Raw genomic sequence first — 22,908 nt, 5'->3', positions numbered from 1 at the left:
CCCTTACAACGTTGGTTTTTTCGTGTGGTAATCTGTTGCTTGCTCAAATGCATGAGCCACACGATAAACGGTGCTTTCATCAAAGTGTTTACCAATAATTTGTAGTCCTAGTGGTAAGCCATCCTTAAATCCACAAGGAACTGAAATTCCAGGAACACCAGCAAGGTTAACTGGAATCGTTAAAATATCATTTGCATACATTGTTAATGGGTCTTTTGTGTTTTCACCAATTTTAAATGCCGGTGTTGGTGTTGTTGGTCCAATAATAACATCATATTTTTCAAAGACATTTTCAAAGTCTTGTTTTATTAATGTACGCACCTGTTGTGCCTTCTTATAATACGCGTCATAGTAACCTGAACTTAGCGCAAACGTTCCAAGCATAATACGACGTTTCACTTCATCCCCAAATCCTTCTGCACGAGTTTGTTTGTACATCTCAAGAAGGTTCTCAGCATTATCTGTACGGTAACCGTAGCGAACTCCATCAAAGCGCGCTAGATTAGCTGAAGCCTCTGAAGAAGAAATTAAATAGTATGTTGCAAGTGCGTATTTCGAGTGAGGAAGAGATACTTCTTCCCATGTTGCTCCTTGAGCCTCAAGAACTTTTAATGCGTCTAGTACAGATTGTTTAACTTCTTCTTGAACTCCTTCACCTAAGTACTCCTTCGGCACGGCAATCTTTAATCCTTTAACATCGCCAGTTAACGCTGACAAAAAGTCAGGTACTTCTACATTTGCAGAAGTTGAATCCATAGGGTCAGCTCCTGTGATGGTTTGAAGGAGATAAGCATTATCTTCTACATTACGAGAGATTGGTCCAATCTGATCAAGTGATGAAGCAAATGCGACTAATCCAAAGCGTGAAACTCTTCCATATGTAGGTTTTAGACCAACAACTCCACAAAAGGCTGCTGGTTGGCGAATCGAACCACCTGTATCAGACCCTAAAGAGAAAGGAACTTCTCCTGCTGCAACAGCAGCTGCTGACCCACCACTAGAACCACCAGGTACCGTTTCTAAATTCCAAGGGTTTTTTGTTTCTTGGAATGCAGAGTTTTCTGTGGAAGACCCCATTGCAAATTCATCCATGTTCAATTTACCAATTGTAATCGATTGAGCTGTTCTAAGTTTTTCAACAACAGTAGCATCGTAAATTGGATCAAAGTTATCTAAAATGCGACTTGAACACGTTGTACGAAGTCCTTTTGTGACAATATTATCTTTTACGCCTATTGGCATACCAAATAAAAGCCCACGCTCACTGCTTGAGCTAAGTGCTTCGTCTAGCTCTTTGGCATAAGCACGCGCCTTTTCTTCATCAAGTGTTACAAACGCCTTAACTTTATCATCAACTTCAGCAATGCGCTTGTATGATTCATCAACAAGTTCAGAAACTTTCACTTCTTTCTTTTGGAGCATTGTGTGAAGCTCTGACATCTTATGGTCAAATAACGACATGAAGCTTGTCCTCCCTACTATTCTATAATTGATGGTACGCGTATCTGACCATCTTCGTGATCTGGTGCATTTTTCAAGACATCTTCAATTGGTAACCCTTTATCTGCCTTATCTTCTCTTAATACGTTTTTCATATCAAGGACATGCGTAGTTGGTTTAACACCAGTTGTATCGAGTTCATTTAACTGTTCAGCAAATGTAATAATAGCATCAAGTTGCTCAGTAAACATGTTTGCCTCTTCTTCCGTAATCGCAAGCCTTGCTAAGTTAGCTACGTGCTTAACTTGTTCTACTTGGATTCGTGACATAATCCCTCACCTCCGAAAATATTCGATCATTTTGACAATATGATTAATAATACCAAAATACACTACTATAGGCAACAAACCCTACTGAATATAGTACTTATAAAATAAAAAAACCTCTCTTTCTAACCTAGGCTAAAAGAGAGGTTCACTTATACTATAAGCTGCTTGCTTTCGATTGTTTAAACTCCACTTGAATCTCTTCTGACGGTTCTTTGTCTAATACACTTACGACCATCGCTACAATCCATGCAAGTACAAAGCCTGGAATAATTTCATAGAGCCCAAGTATCGGAAACTGTTCAGGTGATAAACCGAACCAACTTTCAAGCTCAGCCCAAAGAATGACGGTAACCCCACCAACAATCATCCCAGCTAGCGCTCCATTCCTTGTCATTCGTTTCCAGAATAACGCCAATATCAAGACAGGACCAAAAGCTGCACCAAATCCAGCCCAAGCGTACCCAACTAGGTCTAGCACTGATCGATCCGGGTTATAAGCAAGAGAGATTGCAATCAATGCAATCACAACTACACCAATACGACCAACCCAAACAAGTTCCTTGTCACTTGCCGTTTTACGAATAAAGCCTTTGTAGACATCTTCAGCCAAGGCACTCGACGAAACGAGGAGCTGTGAATCAATGGTACTCATAATCGCTGATAGAATCGCAGCAAGTAAGAATCCAGCTACCCAAGGATCAAAAAGAACTTGCGTAAACATAATAAAAACTGTTTCATGTGAACCATCAGCTAACGCTTGCCCACCTGGCCCATTTACTGAAAAATAAGCAATCCCGACAAAACCTGTGAAGATCGCACCAAAAAGTGCTAACACCATCCAAGTCATACCGACAGCACGCGCTTTGGGAATTTCACGAACAGATTTGACTGCCATAAATCGAGTAATAATATGAGGTTGGCCAAAGTAACCTAACCCCCATGCAAGCAACGAGATAACACCAATAAACGTTGCTCCTTGGAACGCATCTAAATAGGCAGCGTCAATCGCCCCAACAGCATTTATAGTTTCATTCCAACCACCCATTTTTGAGATAGCTACAAGTGGAACGATAATTAATGCTAAGAACATAAGAATCCCTTGGAAAAAGTCCGTCCAACTTACAGCAAGAAAACCACCTAAGAATGTATACGAAATAATAACCAGTGCACCAATCCACAGTGCTTGTGTGTACGTCATGCCAAATGAAGCTTCAAAAAGTAACGCACCACCAACAAGTCCTGAAGACGTATAAAAAGCAAAAAATACAAGAATAACGAGTGCAGAAATAATTCGTAACATCTTCGACTTATCATGGAAACGATTCTCTAAAAACTCAGGCAATGTAATTGAATCTTTCGCTACTTGTGTATATGTGCGAAGTCTAGCTGCAACGAACTGCCAATTTAAATACGCACCAATTGCTAAACCAACGGCAATCCAAATTTCACCCATCCCACCAATATACATAGCACCAGGCAAACCAAGGAGTAACCAACTACTCATATCAGAAGCACCAGCACTTAACGCTGCAACACTTCCTCCTAGTCTTCTTCCACCAAGCACATAATCTGATAGGTTATTTGTTAATCGGTACGCCACTAACCCGACAGCAAGCATCCCTACTAAATAAATACTAAACGTAATAATCGTGGCTGATTCCAAATTCACTCACTCCTTTTCTTAAATAATGACAGCAACGACAAGATGATCAATAGTGGCATCGGAATATATAGCAACATCCATGTTGCTGCAGTGAGGCTATACTCCATTCTCCCACCTCCTTTTTATTTTATATACAATATCTATGCACAGGATTCTTTAAGTATTAATTAAACAAACGTTTGTTTAATTAATCAACCAGGTTAATTACACTATTATATAATCACAGTCATAATGCCACCAGATGTATAAATGTGTATATTCATACACGATGCCATTCAAGACAAATTAACTTATTCTAAAAACATCTTATAATTATGTAAAATGGCTACTGAAATGACATTCTTCAGTAGCCTTTAACCGTATCACACTATTTGTCACGATTGCCCAAAACTATTCACTCGCGTTTTTAAAATATCTTCAATATCTAATTAATCAAACACATGAATAAACGGCTCTTCATCTGGATTTTGAACAATGACACTTTCTGCATTTCCTGATACAGAGGTTATTGTCACACTAACTTTATAATTCCCTTGTAACCTCTGTTGCAGTTGACTTGCTACATATTGTGATAAAGCAACGATTTCAGCTTTACCTTGGAATCTAATTGGTATTTCAATTTGGAGTTCTTGTATTTGATTGTCTAAATAACGAGCTTTTCCAACTACACCAATATAAGTGTCAAAAAAGTCTTGTACATCATCTTTAAAACGCTGGAATTGATCGGCCTCATTTCGAGCTTCTTGATTTGCCTCACTTGAAGGGAACAAATAATAACGTTCATTTATTCGTTGCCAGCGTTCCATGTTATTGCCTGGGCTCGCTTTTGTTCTTGAAATAAAATTACCTGGTATAACAGACTCTCGTTGTTGCTCCTGAAAAAGAGCAAAAACAATCGGTACATCTTGCAAGGCACCTTCTTCAATCTGGTCAGAACGAAGTCTAGTTAAAATTTCTTCTGCAACTTTCTGTCCCTCTTGCTCAATTACGTCATCTGCAATTGGCAATTGATAGAAATTATAGCGCCCCTGGTCATCTTCAACTCTGAAGTGATAAACACTATTCATGGAAATTCCAATCACAATACCACCAAGATTTAAATTACCTTCACTATTTTCAATGAGATAATTATGTTCCAAAATATGAGACAAATAACGAGGTTGATTCTCTTCTCGTTCACGCATTGAACCCGATTCACCAAGTGGTGGATTTAAACCTTGTGGATTATCATCATCATCGTAGCGCATTAACCAGCTGTTCAAGGTATTTCTTTTAATAAACTGACCTTCCCTGAAAAAGTAGTTTTCAGGATCAAAGTACTCTTGCGCAATACGAGTTAACCCTATTTCGAGTTGGTCTAAATCAAGGCGATTGTGTACAACGGCATTACCAAAACCTCTAGACTCCCCGTGAAGGTAAGATCCATCATATAATACACTTTGGTAATAATTATCAGGGGTAATAATCTGAGGCACAACTTCAACTACCTGCTCTTGATTGTTTTCATCAGTTTCTTCCACAATTTGTTCTTCTTGTGGGGTATTTGATAAACACCCTGTTAAAAAAAGGAGAAACAGCCCTATTAATCCCCATTTTTTTAGCATAATCTTCCCTCCTCCCCTCTCTCTTTTTCTACTTCACTGCCTGGACAAGCTGAGTTTCATCCCAAATTTCAATATTTAGTTCTTCTGCTTTCGTTCGCTTCGAACCAGCTTCAGCACCTGCAATAACAAGGTCGGTTTTCTTACTTACACTCCCAGTAACTTTCCCACCAAGCGCTTCAATTTTCTCCTTCGCTTCAGTACGTGTGAGTTGCTCCAACTTTCCAGTTAACACTACTGTTTTTCCTGAAAATGGACTAGCAATAGTATCGGACTCCACAGGTGCTTTTGGTCCTTTATAATTTACATTAACACCTAGAGCTTCTAACTCTTTTAGTAACTTCAATACTTCCGGTGTTGAGAAATACCGTTTTATAGAGGCTGCCATCTTTTCTCCAATTTCATTAACAGCGATTAAGTCTTCCTCTGATGCTTCTATGATCTTATCAATTGTTTCAAATTCCATCGCTAATGTTTTCGCTGCTTTCGCTCCGACAAAACGAATACCTAAACCAAACAAAAGGCGTTCAAGTGAATTCTCTTTTGTTTTCTCAATCGCTTCAAGTAAATTATCAACCGATTTTTCACCCATGCGCTCTAATTGCAGAAGTTCATCGCGATTTAACTTATAAATATCAGCAACATCTTTTACAAGGTCATGTTCAAACAATTGACTAATAACCTTTTCCCCTAGCCCATCAATATTCATTGCATTTCTAGAGACAAAATAAATCAGGCCTTCTCGAATTTGTGCTGGACATTGTGGATTGATACAACGTAATGCAACTTCCCCTTCTAAACGAACAAGTTTACTTTCACACGCAGGACAATATGTTGGCATGATAAAGTCACGCTCATTTCCGTCGCGTCGCTCTAGTAGTACGTTCACAACTTCCGGGATGATATCTCCGGCTTTTTTAATAACAACCGTGTCCCCGAGCTTCAGGTCTTTTTCACGAATTAAATCTTCATTATGAAGTGAAGCACGCTTAACAGTTGTACCCGCAACTGTCACCGGAGATAAGATGGCAGTCGGAGTCACAACTCCCGTTCGTCCAATGCTTAATTCAATATCTTCTAATTTCGTAACAACTTCTTCGGCTGGAAATTTGAAAGCCGTTGCCCACCTAGGACTTTTCGCTGTAAATCCTAACTCTCTTTGTTGTTCAAGTCGATCTACTTTAATGACGATTCCATCAATTTCATAAGGTAAGGTAGCTCGTTTTTCGCTCCACTCTTCTGTGTAAGCGATGACTTCTTCTATAGTAGAACAATGCCTTACTTCGTTATTAACCCGAAAGCCCAGCTCCTTTAAATAGGCAAGTCCTTCATGGTGTGAATTAATTTCATGACCTTCCAAATGACCAATCGCATAGATAAAAATGGATAAGTTACGTTTGGCAGCAAGCTTGGGGTTTAATTGACGCAATGAACCGGCAGCTGCATTACGTGGGTTGGCAAACTTTTCTTCCCCTGCTTTTTCTTTTAATTCATTTAGTGCCTCAAACGAACCCTTTGGCATATATGCTTCTCCACGTACTTCAACACTTACATTATCTTTTAAGCGAAGCGGAATGGCTGGAATCGTCTTCAGGTTCGCTGTGATATCTTCACCAATAGCCCCATCACCACGAGTAGCACCTTGGGTGAACTTCCCATTCTCATATGTGAGTGAGACAGCTAACCCGTCAATTTTCAACTCACAAGTATAGCTAATTTCATCACCTACTATTTGTTTTACACGACGGTCAAAATCACGTAAGTCAGCGTCTGAAAACGCATTTCCTAAACTTAGCATCGGAGTGCGATGTTCCACCTTTTCAAAAAAAGGCAAAGGCTCCCCACCGACGCGAACAGACGGAGAATCATCACTTAAAAACTGGGGATATTCACCTTCAAGCTTTAATAACTCTTGCATAAGAGTATCATACTCTGTATCTGAAACGAGCGGCTTATCAAGTACATAATAATGGTAACCATATTCTTCTAGCTGCTCTTTAAGTTCCTCAATTCGTTTCCTTGCCTGCTGCTCATCCATGGCTTTCGTCCTTTCTTCTTCTATGGAAAAGGGGGATGAAACTTGCGAAGAAGTCTATTCAAAAATAGCTACTGCGCTCCCCACCTTAGTCTAATTTTGTATTGTACAAAATCTGTAAGTTCTATTTGTATCCTAGGGTCTATAAGTAAGCACTAAGTTTGTTTTCATGTTCAAAAAGTGACTGAATTCAGTATACAGATTCAGTCACTTTTAAACAATTATTGCTGCTTCGTAATCGGTGCGAATTTCGCAAATAATCTCTTCACACCAGTTGGATTCGGAAAGGCAATGTCTAATTCTAGCGACTCTCCCTCTCCCTTCAAACTTACAACCGTACCGACTCCCCATTTCTTGTGTTCGGCTTTATCACCAACGCTCCAAGAATAGTTATCTCCCCCAGTTTGAGTCACTGTTGGTCGATCGATTGTCCTTGTTCGTTGTGGTGTTTTTGTTGTGCCTCGTGATGTTTTCATCCAGTCTGGAGTCTTTTTCTCCTCATTTAACGACTCTAGGCATTCTTCAGGAATTTCTGCAATGAAACGTGATGGAGGATTTGAATTTGTACGTCCATATAACGTTCTCATTCTAGCATTCGTTATATACAGTTGCTTTTCTGCTCGAGTTATTCCCACATAAGCAAGTCTTCTCTCTTCTTCCATCTCTTCTGCCTCAAATAAAGAGCGACTGTGTGGGAAAATTCCTTCTTCCATCCCAATTAAGAACACAAGTGGAAACTCAAGGCCTTTTGCCGAGTGGAGTGTCATAAGCGTAATTGCATCTTTAGGCTTTCCTTCATTTTCTTCATCTAACTTATCAATATCAGCAACTAACGCTAAATCTGTTAAAAAGGCTATTAACGATTTGTCTTCGTTCTGTTTCTCAAATTCATTTGTTACTGTAAGGAATTCATCAATGTTCTCAAGACGGCTTTGTGCTTCAATGGACTTTTCATTTTTCAACATTTCACGATAGCCAGTCCGATCTAGTAATTCTTCTACTAACTCAGTCACAGATAAATATTCCTGCATTTGAACCCAGTGACCAAGTTGGTCAGAGAAATCTTTTAATTTTGTAGTTGTACGACTAGCTATGCCCATTTGTTCTACTTCTTGAAGCGCAGCAAACAATGAAAGACCTTGCTCAATCGCATAGGCACCGACTTTATCAACTGTTGTCGCTCCGATTCCACGCTTTGGAACATTGATAATACGCTGCAGGCTTATATCATCATCGGGGTTTGCAATTAGACGTAAATAAGCTAGTACATCTTTAATCTCTTTGCGATCATAGAACTTTGTCCCTCCGACAATGTTATAGTCAATATTAGACTTAACAAAAAATTCCTCAATCACACGGGACTGAGCATTGGTTCGATATAAAACCGCAATGTCAGAGTAGGAATAGTTATCTTTTTGCATCGCTTCTCTAATTTTCTCAACGACAAATTGCGCCTCTGAATGCTCTGTATCTGCAGCATAATAACCAATCCCACAGCCAGCGTCATTTTCAGTCCAGAGATTTTTCGGTTTTCGGTTCGAATTGTTTTCAATTACTCGGTTTGCTGCTTGTAAAATCGTCTTCGTTGAACGGTAGTTTTGCTCAAGCAGAATCACTTTTGCATTCGGGTAGTCTTCCTCAAACGAAAGGATATTTGCGATATCCGCTCCACGCCAACGGTAAATTGACTGGTCTGAATCCCCAACTACGCAAATGTTCTTGAAGCGATCAGCTAACATATTTACAAGCATGTATTGAGCTCGGTTTGTATCTTGATACTCATCTACAAGAATATACTGAAACTTACGTTGATAGAATTCTAATACTTCTGGAACAAGTTTAAACAACTCAATCGTCTTCATAATGAGGTCATCAAAATCGAGCGCATGATTCTTTTTTAATTGCTTTTGATATTCCACGTATACTTCAGCAGCCGTTTGTTCATAAGGCCCTGTTGCACTTTTAGCAAACACATCCGGTTTTTTTAGCTCATTTTTCGCACTACTTATCGTTCCTAAGATACTGCGAGCTTCAAACTTCTTCGGATCAATATTTTTATTTTTCAGGATCTGCTTAATAACAGTTAGTTGATCCCCAGAATCTAAAATCGTGAAGTTGCGATTGTATCCAATTCTGTCAATATCTCTTCTAAGAACACGTACACACATGGAGTGAAATGTTGAGATCCAAATATCTTCCGCGACTGGTCCAACAAGCCCTGCGACACGATCCTTCATTTCACGTGCAGCTTTGTTTGTAAATGTAATCGCCAGAACACTCCATGGAGCCACTTCTTTTTCTCGTAATAAGTAAGCAATCCGATGCGTAAGCACGCGTGTCTTCCCACTTCCTGCACCGGCCATTAATAAAAGGGGGCCTTCTGTATGAGTGACTGCTTTTCTTTGTTCTGGATTTAAACCTGACAACATTTTTTCTATTATTTTCGCTTGCACACCCTCACCACCAAACACTTGTTCTTGTTTTTATAATAGCTTGCTTTGTAGATTATTTCAATATTTCTTTCACTGCCGCAACGGTTTTTAAAGCTGCTTGCAAATCTTCATATATAATATTGCCAACAACAACGGTATCTGCATAATGAGCCATTTCTTTTGCTTCACTGGCCGCACGGATTCCGCCTCCATAAAATAACTTCGTATCCTCAAGAACAGCTGAAACATTTTTCACTATATCAGCACTTCCATATGTCCCACTATATTCTAAATAAAAAATCGGAAAGTGATAGAGCTTTTCTGCCATTCTTGCATAAGCAATAATATCTTCTACTTCAAGGTCCGTATCTGCTTCAGTAAGCATTGCTGCCTTCGCTTCTGGATTTAAAATGCAATAGCCTTCAACAGCGATTTCATCCCAGTTCATAATCGCACCATATTCTTTAATGGCTTGATGATGATGACCAGAAACCCACTCCACTTTCGAACTGTTTAACACAGAAGGAATGAAGAAATAGTCAAACCCCGGAGTGATAGCTTCCACATTTGATACCTCTAATGCACAGGACACTGTGTAGCGCCTGATGCGAGCAAGTAGCTGCAGCGTATTATCCAGGGTCACACCATCTGTCCCACCAATAATCAACCCATCTGTTCCGGATTCACATATCGCTTCTAGATCTTCATCTGAAATCTCTTTGTTTGGGTCGAGTTTAAATACATGTCGCCACTCTTCATATTCTCGCATCATTATCACTCCTGCTTATTCATAATTCCATTATAAGTACCTATCTGAAGAGACATTATATCAAAGAAAACTGAGGTTGTCTCCGAGGCTACGGAAAAAGGTCGGTAATACCTTTTTCCAATAAATTCGTTGTTCTTTGTATGCTTTTGTTGAACAGTGGTTTTGTTTTTAAGTTGCCGGGGGAGGGGCTTTATTATTTGAGATACTCTATTTTTGATTTTCCTAGTTTCATGGTCTCATTCTCTCTCTTTTAGATACTCTATTTCCTCTTGCGCCCCTTCCACGGTCTCATGTAATCCCTAATTGCTACCATCCCCAGAATCAAGTGAAATAAAATAAGCGCACTGGAACTCAAAATCCCAGTGCGCTGTTACCGTTATACTCGCAATAATCCTCCAAACCTCTTCTTAAACAAACGTTTATTTAATCTGACAACGGCTGTTCCTTACAGTTCATCAAACCCATTTACATCAGATACCTTTACGTACTGCCTCGACTTTTGCTCAAAAAAGTCACTCTTTCCACTGTCAACGTCTTCGTAAGCTTTAATCCACTTCATCGGGTTTTGACGATACCCTTCAAAAGGACGATCAATCCCTAATTGATTCACACGTTTATTAGCGATAAATTTTATATAACTTTCAAGTTCATTCATATTAATTCCTTCTAATTTGTCACCAATGATGGATCTCCCCCACTTAATTTCCAGCTCTGCTCCCTTTTTAAATGTTTCTTGCACAAACTGGTGCGTTCCTGGGGTATTCAGTTCAGGGTTTTCATTTAGCAATTCTTTGAAAATGTTGGCAAATAAATTGACATGTAACTGTTCATCACGATTGATATAATTAATCATCGTGCTTGTTGAGACCATTTTTTGATTGCGAGCCAAATTGTAAAAGAAAGCAAAGCCAGAGTAAAAGTTGAGCCCTTCTAGTATTACATCAAAGACGATCGATTCCATAAAGGTTTGTGGTGTCGGTTCATCCACAAACCTTTGGTAACCTTCTGCGATAAAATCGTTTCGCTCACGTAAAATAGGATCGTGCTTCCAATATTCAAAGATTTCATCCTGTTCTTTTTTCGGTACAAGGCTTGACAACACATAAGAATAAGATTGATTGTGGACAACCTCTTGGAACGATAGCACCTGCATAAGGGCACTTAAGCTAGAATCTGTTACATACCCAGAAACCTTTCCGGAATAATCTGTTTGCACACTATCTAGAAATGCAAGCAATCCAATAATTTTTTTGAATGCATAACGCTCGTCGTCCGAAAGCTGAAGCCATTGCTTAATATCACTAGACATATTGATCTCAAACGGAGTCCAAAAATTAGCCAGCATATTTTTGTACATTGGATATGCCCACTTAAAGCGAACATCATCCCAATTTAAAATATTTGAACTTCTGCCATTAATAATTCCTGTTGAAGCGTTTGGCGCTGTTGGATCGTATAATTTACGTGATTGTAATGTTGTCATTTATTTTCCTCCTTTAATCAAGAAAAAATTTATTAGGAAGAGCAACTCTCACACTCTTCAATTTCAACCATAGAGGTTGATCTAGTATAGTAAGTTGTTTTCAAGTTTGATCTCCAAGCTTCTAAGTGAATATGAAGTAATTCTTTCGCTTTTATTGTGTTTTTCACATATACATTAAAGGAAATCGCTTGGTCGACATGGCGTTGACGAGCTTCATTTTGCTTAATGCTCCATAGTTGATCGATCTCATAGGCAGACTTGTAATACCAAGTTGTTTCCGGTGACAAGTCTGGTGCTGTGACGGGAATCTTATAATTTTTCTTTTCCTCTGAGTACTCTTTTTTAAAGATCGGGTCAATTGAAGCGGTCGTCCCAGCAATAATTGCTGTTGTCGAGTTCGGTGCGACGGCCATTAAGTACCCATTTCGAATCCCGTTTTCCTCCACAGTTTGACGTAGTTCATTCCATTTTGGACTCCTATATTGGCGTCTATCAAAATATTCACCTGTTGACCAATCAGATCCATTAAAAAGTGGGTATGACCCTTTTTCCTTTGCTAATTCGCAGCTCGCCCCTATCGTTAAAAAAGCAATTTCTTCGTATAACGTATTCGCGTATTCTATCGCTTCCTCTGACTCCCACTTTACCCCTTTTAACGCAAGTAAGTGATGCCATCCAAATGTACCTAACCCAATTGACCTGTACTTTTGATTCGTTATTTGTGCTTGAGGAACAGGAATATTATTTAAATCAATAACGTTATCAAGCATTCGCACTTGAATCGGAATCAATCTCTCTAATACATCTTCTGTTACTGCTTTTGCTAGATTGATTGAAGATAAGTTACAAACAACAAAATCTCCGGGTTCTTTCTCAACGATAATTTTTCCATCTTCCGTTCTTTCTTCGCTAACCGTAGTCGCTTTCATGTTTTGGGTGATTTCTGTGCACAGATTGCTGCCATAAACCATACCTTGGTGGCGATTGGCATTAGCCCGGTTCACGGTGTCTCGATAGAACATATACGGCGTCCCTGTCTCAAGCTGACTTTTCATAATTTCTTTGAAAATATCAATGGCTGGAACAACATCCCATACTTGTCCTTTTTCACCTAATAATCCATTGTTTGCTGCTTCCATACATTGCTCATACTTTTTACGAAAACTCCCTGATCCTTTTTCCTCATCATAATAATCTTCTAGACTAAACCCTAACGTTTGACGAATGGTATGAGGGTCAAATAGATACCACTCTTCACGCGTCTCTACTTTTTCCATAAATAAATCTGGTATACAAACCCCTGTAAACAAATCATGAGTACGCTGTCTTTCATCGCCATTATTTAATTTCACTGCTAAGAAACTGTATATATCGCGATGCCAAACATCCAAATAAACACTGATTGCACCCTGTCTCTGTCCTAGTTGATCAACACTGACTGCCGTGTTATTTAGCTGTTTCATCCAAGGAATGACACCGGAAGAAACCCCTTTAAACCCTCTAATATCACTCCCACGGCTGCGCAGTTTACCTAAGTATGCACCGATTCCTCCCCCACTTTTACTTAGTGTGGCAATATCAGTATTGCTGTCATATATACCTCGTAAACTATCGTCTACCGTATCAATAAAGCAGCTTGAGAGCTGACCATAGCTTTTGCCGGCATTCGCTAATGTCGGAGTTGCAACCGTCATATATAAATTCGAGATGGCCCAGTAGGCTTCTTTAATAAGATCCAAACGTTTTTCTTTAGGTTCTTTCATCATTAACGTAGCGGCAATGATTAAAAACCGCTCTTGAGGAAGTTCATATACGTTCGCACGATGAGATTTCGCTAAGTATCGATCTGCTAGTGTTACTATTCCGATGTATGTAAACAACGAGTCACGTTCAGGAACAATTATCTTTTCTAATTCCTCTAATTCCTCTCTCGAATACTCCTGCAAGATGTCCTTCGAATAGATCCCCATGTTTGTTAACTCTTGAATTAATTGATAGAAGGATCCATATTGAAAATTAGCATCATACCTTCTCGAGATCGTGGCTTTTTTATAGAGCTGTTTTAAAAAAAGATTAGCTGCTGCATAAGTCCAATCTGGTTCTTCGGCTGAAATTCTCTCCACCGCAGACAATACTAGCAAATTGGTTAGCTCATCAGCTGACATATCCCCTTTGGCTGCAATTGTTTGTTCAACTTTCTCCTTATATGCACCAAAGTCCAGCTTAGGAAATAAGCTCATTAATGCCTCAATCTGATTATGTACTTGTTCAATTGATGATTTTCTTACCTTAGCTTGTGTCATTTCTTTCTCCTCCTTTAAAAGTAAACGAAAAAACGCCCCTTCTCCTAGTATGAGAAAGAGCGTAAAACGGCGTAAGAAATAAGACTATGGCCCCCAAAATGCACTTTGGCCTGCTTCATTGCCGTCTCACTTCTCACACCCCGAAGATAGCTGACTAAAAAATGACGGCAGGTCTCCTGACTCGTGCTTCACCCTACTTTGAGCCTTCCCATGCAAGCTAGTTTTTCATGCTAGCTTAAAAGCACAGTGGACCTCTCATTTCATCGGCACTTACAGTTGCGGGGGCAGTTCTGGCTTTCTACCAGATTCCCTATTAAGTCTATTTGACACCGTTCATTCCACAAAATCAATATATAGTTGTATTCAAACCTTTTAAATACGATATATTGTATATGTTAAAGGAAGATTTACCCTATTGCAAGGAAAACCTTCCTTCTTCTTCTTCAAAAAGAAAAATAGATCTATCGATGCCTTATTATAAGTAACCGATAGACCTACTAGATTCATAACTATTAGCTTGCTTTTTTCCTTTTAATTTCTTTCACCTTTACCGGATTACTCTGTTCTTTCAATTCTTGATTTAACTCTTTTACAAGCCCATAGCACATCAACAAAACAATAAACGAAAGTGGCAAGGCACTAACAATAATTGCAGCTTGTAATCCCGTTAGTCCTCCTGAAGCCATTAAAACTACCGTAGAAGCGACTAAAATTAACCCCCATGTCACTTTCACCCGGTTTGATGGGTTTAGATTTCCCCCTGTTGTTTGCATCCCTAAAATAAAGGTTGCTGAATCAGCAGATGTTACGAAGAACGTTGTAATTAACGCCACCGTCAGGATCGATAAAATAGCACCAAGAGGCAACTGCTGGTAAACATAAAAAAGCGCCGTCTCAAGTGATTGCCCAGAAACATTTAAACCTTGGGTAAACTCTAAAAATATTCCTGTACCACCAAATACAGTAAACCAAACCGCACAAACCATTGCCGGAACAAGAAGAACGGCTACAGTAAACTCACGGATCGTTCGACCTTTTGATACACGCGCGATAAACATCCCCACAAATGGTGTCCAAGAGACCCACCATGCCCAATAGAAAACAGTCCAGTTCTGAGTCCATGCTGCTTCATCTGCATCAAAAGGTGCCAAACGTAAGCCCATGGGAATTAAATTTTGCAAATAACTTCCTAAACTCGTCGTAAACATATTCAGTAAAAACAATGTAGGGCCAAGAATCAACATCGCAAAAAATAAAACCGTCGCAATTGACATATTCGCTAAACTCAAATACTTAATCCCTTTTGAAATTCCTGTATTCGCTGAAATGATGAAAAGAACAGTTATAATACCCATAATTACCATTTGAATCATAAAGTTATTTGGAATTCCGACCAAATACTCCAGGCCTGCGTTTATTTGCTGTGAACCTAACCCTAAACTTGCAGCAACCCCGAATAACGTCGCAAAAACAGCAACAACATCAATTGCTTGTCCAATAGGGCCTTTCACCTTTTCACCAAGTACAGGATAAAGAGTCGCACTCATTAAACCCGGTGCATCTTTTCTAAATTTTTGATAAGCAAGAGCTAATGCAACAATTGCATAAATAGCCCAGGCATGTAGTCCCCAATGAAGCCATGTATAACGCATGCCTACAATCGCAGACTGTTCCGTACTTCCTTCTCCGGATGGTGGAGCTGCAAAGTGAGCCGTCGGTTCTGACACTCCATAATACAAAAGTCCAATTCCCATCCCTGCTGAAAATAACATTGCAATCCAAGCCGGTCTGCTATATTCAGGCTTCGAATCTGGCTTCCCAAGTTTAATTTTACCGTATTTACTAAAAATCATAAAAATAGCAAAAAAGAGGAAAAATGTTGCAACCAATTGATAAAACCAACCAAATGATTGGAGTACAAACCCTTGCGCAATCTCCATCGCTGCTCCCAATTGATTTGGTATAAGAACACCAATCAACACAAAAATCACTGCAATCCCTACCGAAACTTTGAAAATAGACCTATCACTTTCACCTTTATCAGAAATAATCAACACTTCCTTTTTAGTTTTTGGGCTTAAAATTAGTACATATTTATTAAATCACAATTATAAAAAAATCTTAAAAGCGATTTACTCGTATTTTCAGCAATCTTTCTTTATATCTTAAGTTGATCAATTGTCAGCCTATAAAATGGGCAAGATTACGGGTGAATGGGACATTTTTCTACATTTCCCACCAAATTCGCATAAAAAAAAGATGTCTAACTAAGGCTTTATACCTTGTCAAACACCTTTCCTTTATCTATGATGTTATTTCTTTTCAATGACAACAGCAGTACCATATGAAATAATTTCAGCCGCATTCGCCATAACCGTCGATGTTTGCATTCTCATGCCAATAATAGCATTGGCTCCTTTTTCTTCTGCTTCTTTTACCATACGTTGTATCGCCAATTTACGGGCATCTGTCATCATTTCGTTATACCCTTTTATCTTCTCGGCCTATATGTTTTGTTTGAATCGTACTTCCTTTTACATAGCCTTTTACATCCGTTACGTCATACCCTGGAACTTGTTCAGTAGTCACAATCATCATAATCAATTCCCTCCTTTTCTCTTTTCTACACTCTAAAAGCCTCAGACATGGCGATCCAGCCATTGCTTGACTACAGCCAGTAACTTTGGTGAAAGAGGCTTTTCTCCGATGTTCTTATAAGCCTTTTTCAATTTGAGAATATTCGCAGCTTCCTCCTGATGTCTAAGCATGTGGTTCATCCCTTCAATAATCTGAGTTTCAACCTCTACATTTGTGTAATTTGCCACTTCAAAAACTCTGTTTGGAGTCGCCTGAACATCTTTTGAGCCTGTTACTGCAAGGACCGGACAACCAATCTCAGCTAATGCCTTATAGACATTATGTTGGTAATGTTCTCGAAACCATTTTGCATTAATTTTAGCTCCTTGATGGCGAATCACATCTTTTGTGGATGCTGTGACCTTCTGATCAAACTTCGGACCTTGTTTTTTCACCTTATCGGAGAGTTTAAGTAAGCTAATAAGCCCTCCTTTTAGACCCTTCATTTCTTGAAATGATTTAGCGATTTGTTCTCGTTGGTAGTTTTGGGCTTCAGCCAATGACTGAGCAGCACCAGCAACAAAGAGAATTCCGGCTAACTCTTGATCTTTTGCAACTTCTGGTGCTAGTAAACAGCCCTCGCTATGACCCAATAAGAAGACTTTTTCAGAATTAACAATTGACTGTTCTTTTAAAAGGTGAAGAGCATCTTTCGCATCGCTAATAAGATCCCAAAACCCTACTTTCATAAAGTCTCCAGCGCTTTTTCCTACACCTCTTTTATCATAACGCAGTGTTACAAATCCATTATCGGTTAAGAATTCAGCTAATTGATCGTATAAATGTAGCGATTGCCCCTTTTTCTTACCATTTCCATTTCGATCCAGCGGACCGGAACCAGCTAAAATTAAAACGGCTGGTAATGCTACTGGTGAAGTTTCTGGATATGCTAATGTTCCGAATAGGTGGCGACGTTTACCAAACTGAATTTCTTTTTCTGTCATCAGACCACTCCCTTTCCTGTCTTAGGGATATTCAAATGAACTTATCATTTAATGGAGGCTTTTCATATTTTATTATCCGAATTGTTAGATTATTCAAGACGTAGCAAACTGGAGCTCTCTCTTATTATGAGCTAGCCCCAGTATCAATTATAGATCAATCTTTCACAGAAGCATCAATATGCGTAAAAAGCTCTACATCGAACAAACCTGTATCAGTTAATTTCAGTGATGGAATTACTGGCAAAGCTAGAAAGGATAATGTTAAAAATGGATTCCACTCTTCATCAAACCCTATAACCTTTAATGCTTCCTCTAACAATTGCAATGATTGATTTATCTCCTCATAAGGCTTAAGCGACATTAAGCCAGCTAAAGGAAGTGGCAACTCAGCTAAGATTTCCTGCCCTCTAACAACAGCAATGCCCCCTTCATGCTTTGTTACTTGTTCAACGGCCGTTCTAATGCTTTCATCATCTGTTCCACAGGCAACGATATTATGGGAATCATGGGCTACGGTTGCAACGATAGCCCCGTCTTTAATTGGTATTCCTTTTACAATCCCAACGCCAACATGCCCAAGTTCACGGTGCCGTTCAGCAACTACTAACTTTAATTGATTGTTTTTTACCGAAGGAGAAAATAGGCCACTCTCAGTCACATCTACTTCCTCTATTACATGATCGGTTACAATTGATCCAGGCGTTACACCAATCACATGTGCCTTTGTAGTAGATAATTTCAAGTCTAAACTTTCTTTTGTAAATGGCTTTAGATTCACACTTTTTAAAAGGTAAGCTGGTGGTTGAATCGCATCACGGACGGAAATTGTCATTTGACCGTTTTGGGCAACGCGTTCTCCTTTTATATATACTTCTTCAATGTCTAACGTCTCTAGGTCACGAATAAATAGAAAACTTGCTTCATATCCGGGAGCGATTGCCCCTTTTTCTTCAAGTCCAAAACATTCTGCTGCGTTTAAACTAGCCATTTGAATGGCTTGAAGAGGATCGACTCCTAATTGAATGGCTTTCCTTATACTTGCATCAATAGACCCTTCATTTACAAGATCGTCTAAATGTTTATCATCCGTTGCAAACACACACCTTCTTGCATTCTGTGGCGTTAATATTGGAAGCAACGCCTCTACATCCTTTGCTGCTGTTCCTTCTCGCATTAATAAATACATTCCACTACGTATTCTAGCCAGTGCCTCTTCTGCGGTAACAGCCTCATGATCGTTTCGAATCCCCGCTACTCGGTATGCATTGAGTCCAATATTATCTAGCCCTGCAGCATGCCCATCAATCACCTTGCCACGTTTTTTTGCAGCAGTTAATTTTTCCATCATCTCCTCGTCACCTGAAAAAACGGCTGGGTAGTCCATCACTTCAGCGAGCCCAAATGCCCCAGAATTATCAAAGAGATCATTTATATCTTCTGATGTTAAAATCGCCCCATTATTCTCAAACTTAGTCGCAGGTACACAAGAAGGAACCATAATTTTAATATCGAGAGGAAGATCTTTAGCTGCAGCTATCATATATGTAACAGCTTCTTTCCCTCCAACATTCGCAATTTCATGTGGATCAGCCATAATTGTTGTTACTCCACGGGGAACAACAATCTTTGTAAATTCTTCTGGAGGTACCATCGCCGATTCAATATGAACATGACCATCAATGAACGTTGGAGTCATATAAGCCCCTTTTGCATCTATTACTTTCTTTCCTTCATAGTCTCCAATTCCTACTATAAGCCCACCTTCTATAGCAACATCAGCTTTGTATGTCGTTAAAGTAAACACATCTACAATAACTGCATTCTTCACTACAATCTCTGCTTTTTCTTTTTTCGTTGCTACAGCTAGCTTTTTTTTCATTTTTAGACTCATGTCCTCACACCTCGTTCTACCTAATATTCCATCTATTGTAGTACGAAATGCCTTAAAATACACATTTTCAGCAAGATTTTCTTACAGTTTAACTATACAGAATAATCAATCACTACCACTCTATTGGCCTCCTCTCTCTTATTAACTATTAAAAGATAATAAAAAACAAACCATCATGGTTTGTTTTTCTAATCGTTTTCTATTCTTCTACTTGAACTTCTTCTGCTTTCACACGGTCTAATGTCATCTTATAACCGTCATTTCCATAATTAAGGCAACGCTTTACACGTGAAATGGTTGCTGTGCTAGCACCCGTTTCCGTTTCTATTTTATGGTAGGTATAACCATTTTGAAGCATTCTTGCAACCTCAAGACGTTGAGCTAATGATTGAATTTCATTGATTGTACATAAATCATCAAAAAACTCATAACATTCTTCAAGGTCTTTAAGAGATAAAATAGCTTTAAAAAGTTGATCAAGTTCTTTTCCACGCAACTTATCTATTTGCATCTGTCCACACCTTTCTTCAAAAGAGTTGTTAATAAAGTACAGCTTCTTCAATGCCTGGAGTTGATGGTACTACATTAACCCACGTCTGCCCTGGGGTCAATTTAACAGGTTCGCCATCTCTCACAGCAACAAGTTGTCCATTACGATTTGCCCAATCTACAGAATGAGCAACGCCATTTTGAAAAAGGATTGCCTCTCCACCAGATGTCAAGTCAATTGAGCGACGCCCTTGTTCATCTAAAACTCGATGCTCTGTCTCTAATACTAGCACATTGGAAATTAAAACCGGTTCATTAGTTTGATATTCAACCGTTTGTTGCTCTCCGTTGAAGCGTTCATAGAAACCACTAGACTCATCATACACATATTGAATACGATTCTTGCCCATGTAATTGACTTCAAACTCTGTTGCTTCACTTCCAACGACGTATATATCGTCATTATCATAAAAATCCAATGAAGGTACGTCACCTTTTATATCATAGCCTTTTAAAGTTGTAAAACCTTCCACAATATCCTCATAAGTAGTGTAGGAGTTATGAGGTGCCCTACGATCAGACGAGCGCTTAAAAAGTGATCCGTCATAAGCCATTCCATTTATATTGTCGACTTTTCCTTCTTCAAGCAACCTTCTAGCTTCAGGACTATAACCATGCGCCACAAGCATCCCATCAAAACCATGGACTAGGTCCACATGATAAGTTCTAGCACTTCGCACTGGGCCAATTTGCTCAGGAAATTGACTTTGGTAAAGTGCCACAAAACGAGTTACCGTTCCTTCCGCTAACAGTTCGTAGACAATATCAGCTTGGCTTAAACCTGATTGTGGGCGTGCCGCCGGATCATTGTTAATTAATACACTAATGATGCGATGGTTACTTTCTTCTTCTGTGCCAACTCCACTAAGAGGATATGTATAGGAAGGAGCTTCTTCAAGCTCTTCTTCCTCAACTTCTTCAAGTTCATCAATTGGTTCTGTATCTTCAGTAGTTTGATCATTGCTACAACCGACCGCAAGTAAACATGCAGTTACTGTTAGAACTATTACTTTCAACTTCTTCATGACGTTACACGACCTTTTACCGATTTACCTCTTTACACTATAAAAGTATTCTCTCTTAGTTTAACGCATAATCGCAGGAAAGAGTACCGTTTTCTTTTTAACATCGTAAATTCCTCTTTGGGTTACTCGAATATACGGCAGGTGGGTTGAAGAAAGATAGAATAAGCTATTGATCGGATCTTCTAGTTTATAGCCACGCTCCCGTAGCATAGAAACTAAATTCTTCTCTTCTTCCATGACACCATTCATTGTTTTTGTAGACAATGCCCCAAATAACTCCAGCTGCATCTTCCCGATCACTTCACCATCTTCAACTAATGCCATTCCTCCACCTTGCTCTTTTAATGCTTGAAACGCTGTGACCATATCCTTAACATCTTTTCCAATTAGAATAATATCCCCTGTATGCGAATAAGAACTTGCAAACCCTTTCACATGTGTTGCAAACCCTTTTATCATAGTGGCGATATGCCACTTTCCGTATTTATCTATCATGACAAAAAAGCTTTCATCATGACTTGTACTCAACATGTTATCTGTGCCCTCAATTGGAATTTGATATGGCTTTAAAATAACTGTATTGACCAATTCAATCCCCAGTGGCATGGAAAAGTGAAGATCATCAACATGTAAATCCCAATCTACTTTATATGGTTCAATTCCGTAATTTTCCCAAGGGAATTCCCCAAATTCATCAATTTCTACGCCATCTCTGACAATCCATTTCCCTTTGGCAATAACTGAACTTGGCAAAGGGTTATTAATATCGTCAAGGATGTTCAGGTGTGCGATACGACCCGGAGCAATCATACCTAATTTATGATCTAAATGATAATATTTAGCTACATTATAACTCACCATTGAGTAAGCATCGATTGGATCGATTCCACTATCTAAAGCAATCTTAATAAGCTTATCCATTACTCCATCTTCATAAAATGAAGGTGGCGAACCATCCGTCGTCATTAGGCATCTCTCATAATAATCTACACCAAGCTCTTTTATCTCTTTAAACAATCTAGGTAAATCTGGTCGTATAGACGAATGACGTAATGATGTCGTATAACCTAAATCAAGTCTTCTTACTACTTCTTCTCCAGTAATCGCCTCGTGATCACATGTCACCCCTAAAAGAGCCATTTGCGCCAACGTTTTTTCAGAGGCACCTGGTAAATGCCCTTCAATCGGTTTACGGAGCCTTGTGGTTTCCTGCATTAAGTGGAGTGTTGAATCATCGCCTTCTAGTACTTTTGGCCATGAAGTTAATTCTCCTCCTTGTACAACAAGAGGGTGTTCCAGCCATTCTTTCATTCTTGAGTTAGATAAAGGTTCCTCATCACGAAGCTCGGTTTGAGGATCATAACGGGACCACCAATACATTGATGAAGGTAATTCATCCAGAGCTTCAATTAAGGAAAGCGCTTTCTTTTTTTCGAGATGTAAAAAAAACAGCATATTATCATTAATTAAGGTTGTTGTTCCTTTGCTCGACGCATACTTAGCGAAGCTATGGGGATTATAAAGGTGGAAAGGGTGAGCATGGTGCTCTATATATCCTGGTACAACCAATTTGTTATCACATTCAACAATTTCTGTATCAGTAACTGCTGAAGGCATTTCGTTTCCTACGTATACGATTCGATCATCTGTAATCCATATATTGGCCGTAAGCCATTTACGGCGTGCAAAATTCAAATATTTGGCATTTCTGAGGACAAGTGAAGGAGCTTTTTCTCCTTTCACAACAGCTAACTGCTGTCGCAATCGTTGTTTTGTCCAGCGGTAAAGTCTCTCTTGCATCCTGTCA

General features: G+C 39.2%; 15 protein-coding genes, 1 pseudogene and 1 riboswitch. All 16 genes and pseudogenes read right to left on the bottom strand.

The features are described from left to right. Positions 1–3 precede the first annotated feature (3 nt). A complete protein-coding gene (gatA, locus tag AC1FXZ_RS16810) occupies positions 4–1,461 on the bottom strand; it encodes an Asp-tRNA(Asn)/Glu-tRNA(Gln) amidotransferase subunit GatA (RefSeq protein WP_480055743.1) in 1,458 nt (485 codons plus the stop codon). Positions 1,462–1,478: 17 nt separating this feature from the next. Further along, complete coding sequence (gene gatC / locus AC1FXZ_RS16805; protein WP_480055741.1) at positions 1,479–1,769, bottom strand: Asp-tRNA(Asn)/Glu-tRNA(Gln) amidotransferase subunit GatC; 291 nt, start codon at positions 1,767–1,769, stop codon at positions 1,479–1,481. Between the two features lie 154 nt (positions 1,770–1,923). Beyond that, positions 1,924–3,432 (bottom strand): sodium/proline symporter PutP, encoded by a 1,509-nt coding sequence (gene putP / locus AC1FXZ_RS16800; protein ID WP_480055739.1) that lies wholly within the window; start codon positions 3,430–3,432, stop codon positions 1,924–1,926. A gap of 428 nt (positions 3,433–3,860) precedes the next feature. Beyond that, positions 3,861–5,036 carry a CamS family sex pheromone protein gene (locus AC1FXZ_RS16795; RefSeq protein WP_480055737.1) on the bottom strand — a complete coding sequence of 392 codons (1,176 nt, stop codon included), beginning with the start codon at positions 5,034–5,036 and terminating at the stop codon, positions 3,861–3,863. 28 nt (positions 5,037–5,064) lie between these two features. Then, positions 5,065–7,071, bottom strand: a complete 2,007-nt coding sequence (gene ligA / locus AC1FXZ_RS16790) for an NAD-dependent DNA ligase LigA (RefSeq protein WP_480055735.1) — start codon at positions 7,069–7,071, stop codon at positions 5,065–5,067. Positions 7,072–7,289: 218 nt separating this feature from the next. After that, on the bottom strand, positions 7,290–9,497 hold the full coding sequence (gene pcrA, locus AC1FXZ_RS16785; protein WP_480056064.1) for a DNA helicase PcrA: 2,208 nt from the start codon (positions 9,495–9,497) through the stop codon (positions 7,290–7,292). Positions 9,498–9,573: 76 nt separating this feature from the next. Continuing rightward, positions 9,574–10,269 carry a heptaprenylglyceryl phosphate synthase gene (pcrB, locus tag AC1FXZ_RS16780; RefSeq protein ID WP_480055733.1) on the bottom strand — a complete coding sequence of 232 codons (696 nt, stop codon included), beginning with the start codon at positions 10,267–10,269 and terminating at the stop codon, positions 9,574–9,576. Between the two features lie 445 nt (positions 10,270–10,714). After that, entirely contained in the window at positions 10,715–11,752 is a 1,038-nt protein-coding gene (locus AC1FXZ_RS16775) for a ribonucleotide-diphosphate reductase subunit beta (protein ID WP_480055731.1), read from the bottom strand. A 32-nt stretch (positions 11,753–11,784) separates the two neighbouring features. Next, positions 11,785–14,055 (bottom strand): ribonucleoside-diphosphate reductase subunit alpha, encoded by a 2,271-nt coding sequence (locus AC1FXZ_RS16770; RefSeq protein ID WP_480055729.1) that lies wholly within the window; start codon positions 14,053–14,055, stop codon positions 11,785–11,787. Between the two features lie 149 nt (positions 14,056–14,204). Further along, positions 14,205–14,404: riboswitch (cobalamin riboswitch) on the bottom strand. A 163-nt stretch (positions 14,405–14,567) separates the two neighbouring features. Next, on the bottom strand, positions 14,568–16,109 hold the full coding sequence (locus AC1FXZ_RS16765) for a glycine betaine uptake BCCT transporter (protein ID WP_480055727.1): 1,542 nt from the start codon (positions 16,107–16,109) through the stop codon (positions 14,568–14,570). Positions 16,110–16,367: 258 nt separating this feature from the next. After that, positions 16,368–16,653 (bottom strand): annotated as a pseudogene (locus AC1FXZ_RS16760) (YbjQ family protein). Positions 16,654–16,694: 41 nt separating this feature from the next. Next, positions 16,695–17,636 (bottom strand): alpha/beta hydrolase, encoded by a 942-nt coding sequence (locus AC1FXZ_RS16755; RefSeq protein WP_480055725.1) that lies wholly within the window; start codon positions 17,634–17,636, stop codon positions 16,695–16,697. Positions 17,637–17,790: 154 nt separating this feature from the next. Then, positions 17,791–19,527 (bottom strand): adenine deaminase, encoded by a 1,737-nt coding sequence (ade, locus tag AC1FXZ_RS16750; protein WP_480055723.1) that lies wholly within the window; start codon positions 19,525–19,527, stop codon positions 17,791–17,793. A gap of 199 nt (positions 19,528–19,726) precedes the next feature. Next, a complete protein-coding gene (locus tag AC1FXZ_RS16745; protein WP_480055721.1) occupies positions 19,727–20,038 on the bottom strand; it encodes a YerC/YecD family TrpR-related protein in 312 nt (103 codons plus the stop codon). A gap of 28 nt (positions 20,039–20,066) precedes the next feature. After that, positions 20,067–21,101 carry a DUF3048 domain-containing protein gene (locus AC1FXZ_RS16740; protein WP_480055719.1) on the bottom strand — a complete coding sequence of 345 codons (1,035 nt, stop codon included), beginning with the start codon at positions 21,099–21,101 and terminating at the stop codon, positions 20,067–20,069. A 60-nt stretch (positions 21,102–21,161) separates the two neighbouring features. Beyond that, entirely contained in the window at positions 21,162–22,901 is a 1,740-nt protein-coding gene (locus tag AC1FXZ_RS16735; RefSeq protein ID WP_480055717.1) for an adenine deaminase C-terminal domain-containing protein, read from the bottom strand. Positions 22,902–22,908 lie beyond the last annotated feature (7 nt).

Source organism: Halalkalibacter sp. HAAS-P014 (assembly GCF_056619965.1).
This window is presented reverse-complemented; position numbering and strand designations above follow the sequence as displayed.

Coding starts and splice junctions, on each gene's coding strand:
- gatA (WP_480055743.1), bottom strand. CDS start 1,461: ATGTCGTTATTTGACCATAAGATGTCAGAGCTTCACACAATGCTCCAA.
- gatC (WP_480055741.1), bottom strand. CDS start 1,769: ATGTCACGAATCCAAGTAGAACAAGTTAAGCACGTAGCTAACTTAGCA.
- AC1FXZ_RS16795 (WP_480055737.1), bottom strand. CDS start 5,036: ATGCTAAAAAAATGGGGATTAATAGGGCTGTTTCTCCTTTTTTTAACA.
- ligA (WP_480055735.1), bottom strand. CDS start 7,071: ATGGATGAGCAGCAGGCAAGGAAACGAATTGAGGAACTTAAAGAGCAG.
- pcrA (WP_480056064.1), bottom strand. CDS start 9,497: ATGTTGTCAGGTTTAAATCCAGAACAAAGAAAAGCAGTCACTCATACA.
- pcrB (WP_480055733.1), bottom strand. CDS start 10,269: ATGCGAGAATATGAAGAGTGGCGACATGTATTTAAACTCGACCCAAAC.
- AC1FXZ_RS16775 (WP_480055731.1), bottom strand. CDS start 11,752: ATGACAACATTACAATCACGTAAATTATACGATCCAACAGCGCCAAAC.
- AC1FXZ_RS16770 (WP_480055729.1), bottom strand. CDS start 14,055: ATGACACAAGCTAAGGTAAGAAAATCATCAATTGAACAAGTACATAAT.
- AC1FXZ_RS16755 (WP_480055725.1), bottom strand. CDS start 17,636: ATGACAGAAAAAGAAATTCAGTTTGGTAAACGTCGCCACCTATTCGGA.
- ade (WP_480055723.1), bottom strand. CDS start 19,527: ATGAGTCTAAAAATGAAAAAAAAGCTAGCTGTAGCAACGAAAAAAGAA.
- AC1FXZ_RS16745 (WP_480055721.1), bottom strand. CDS start 20,038: ATGCAAATAGATAAGTTGCGTGGAAAAGAACTTGATCAACTTTTTAAA.
- AC1FXZ_RS16740 (WP_480055719.1), bottom strand. CDS start 21,101: ATGAAGAAGTTGAAAGTAATAGTTCTAACAGTAACTGCATGTTTACTT.
- AC1FXZ_RS16735 (WP_480055717.1), bottom strand. CDS start 22,901: ATGCAAGAGAGACTTTACCGCTGGACAAAACAACGATTGCGACAGCAG.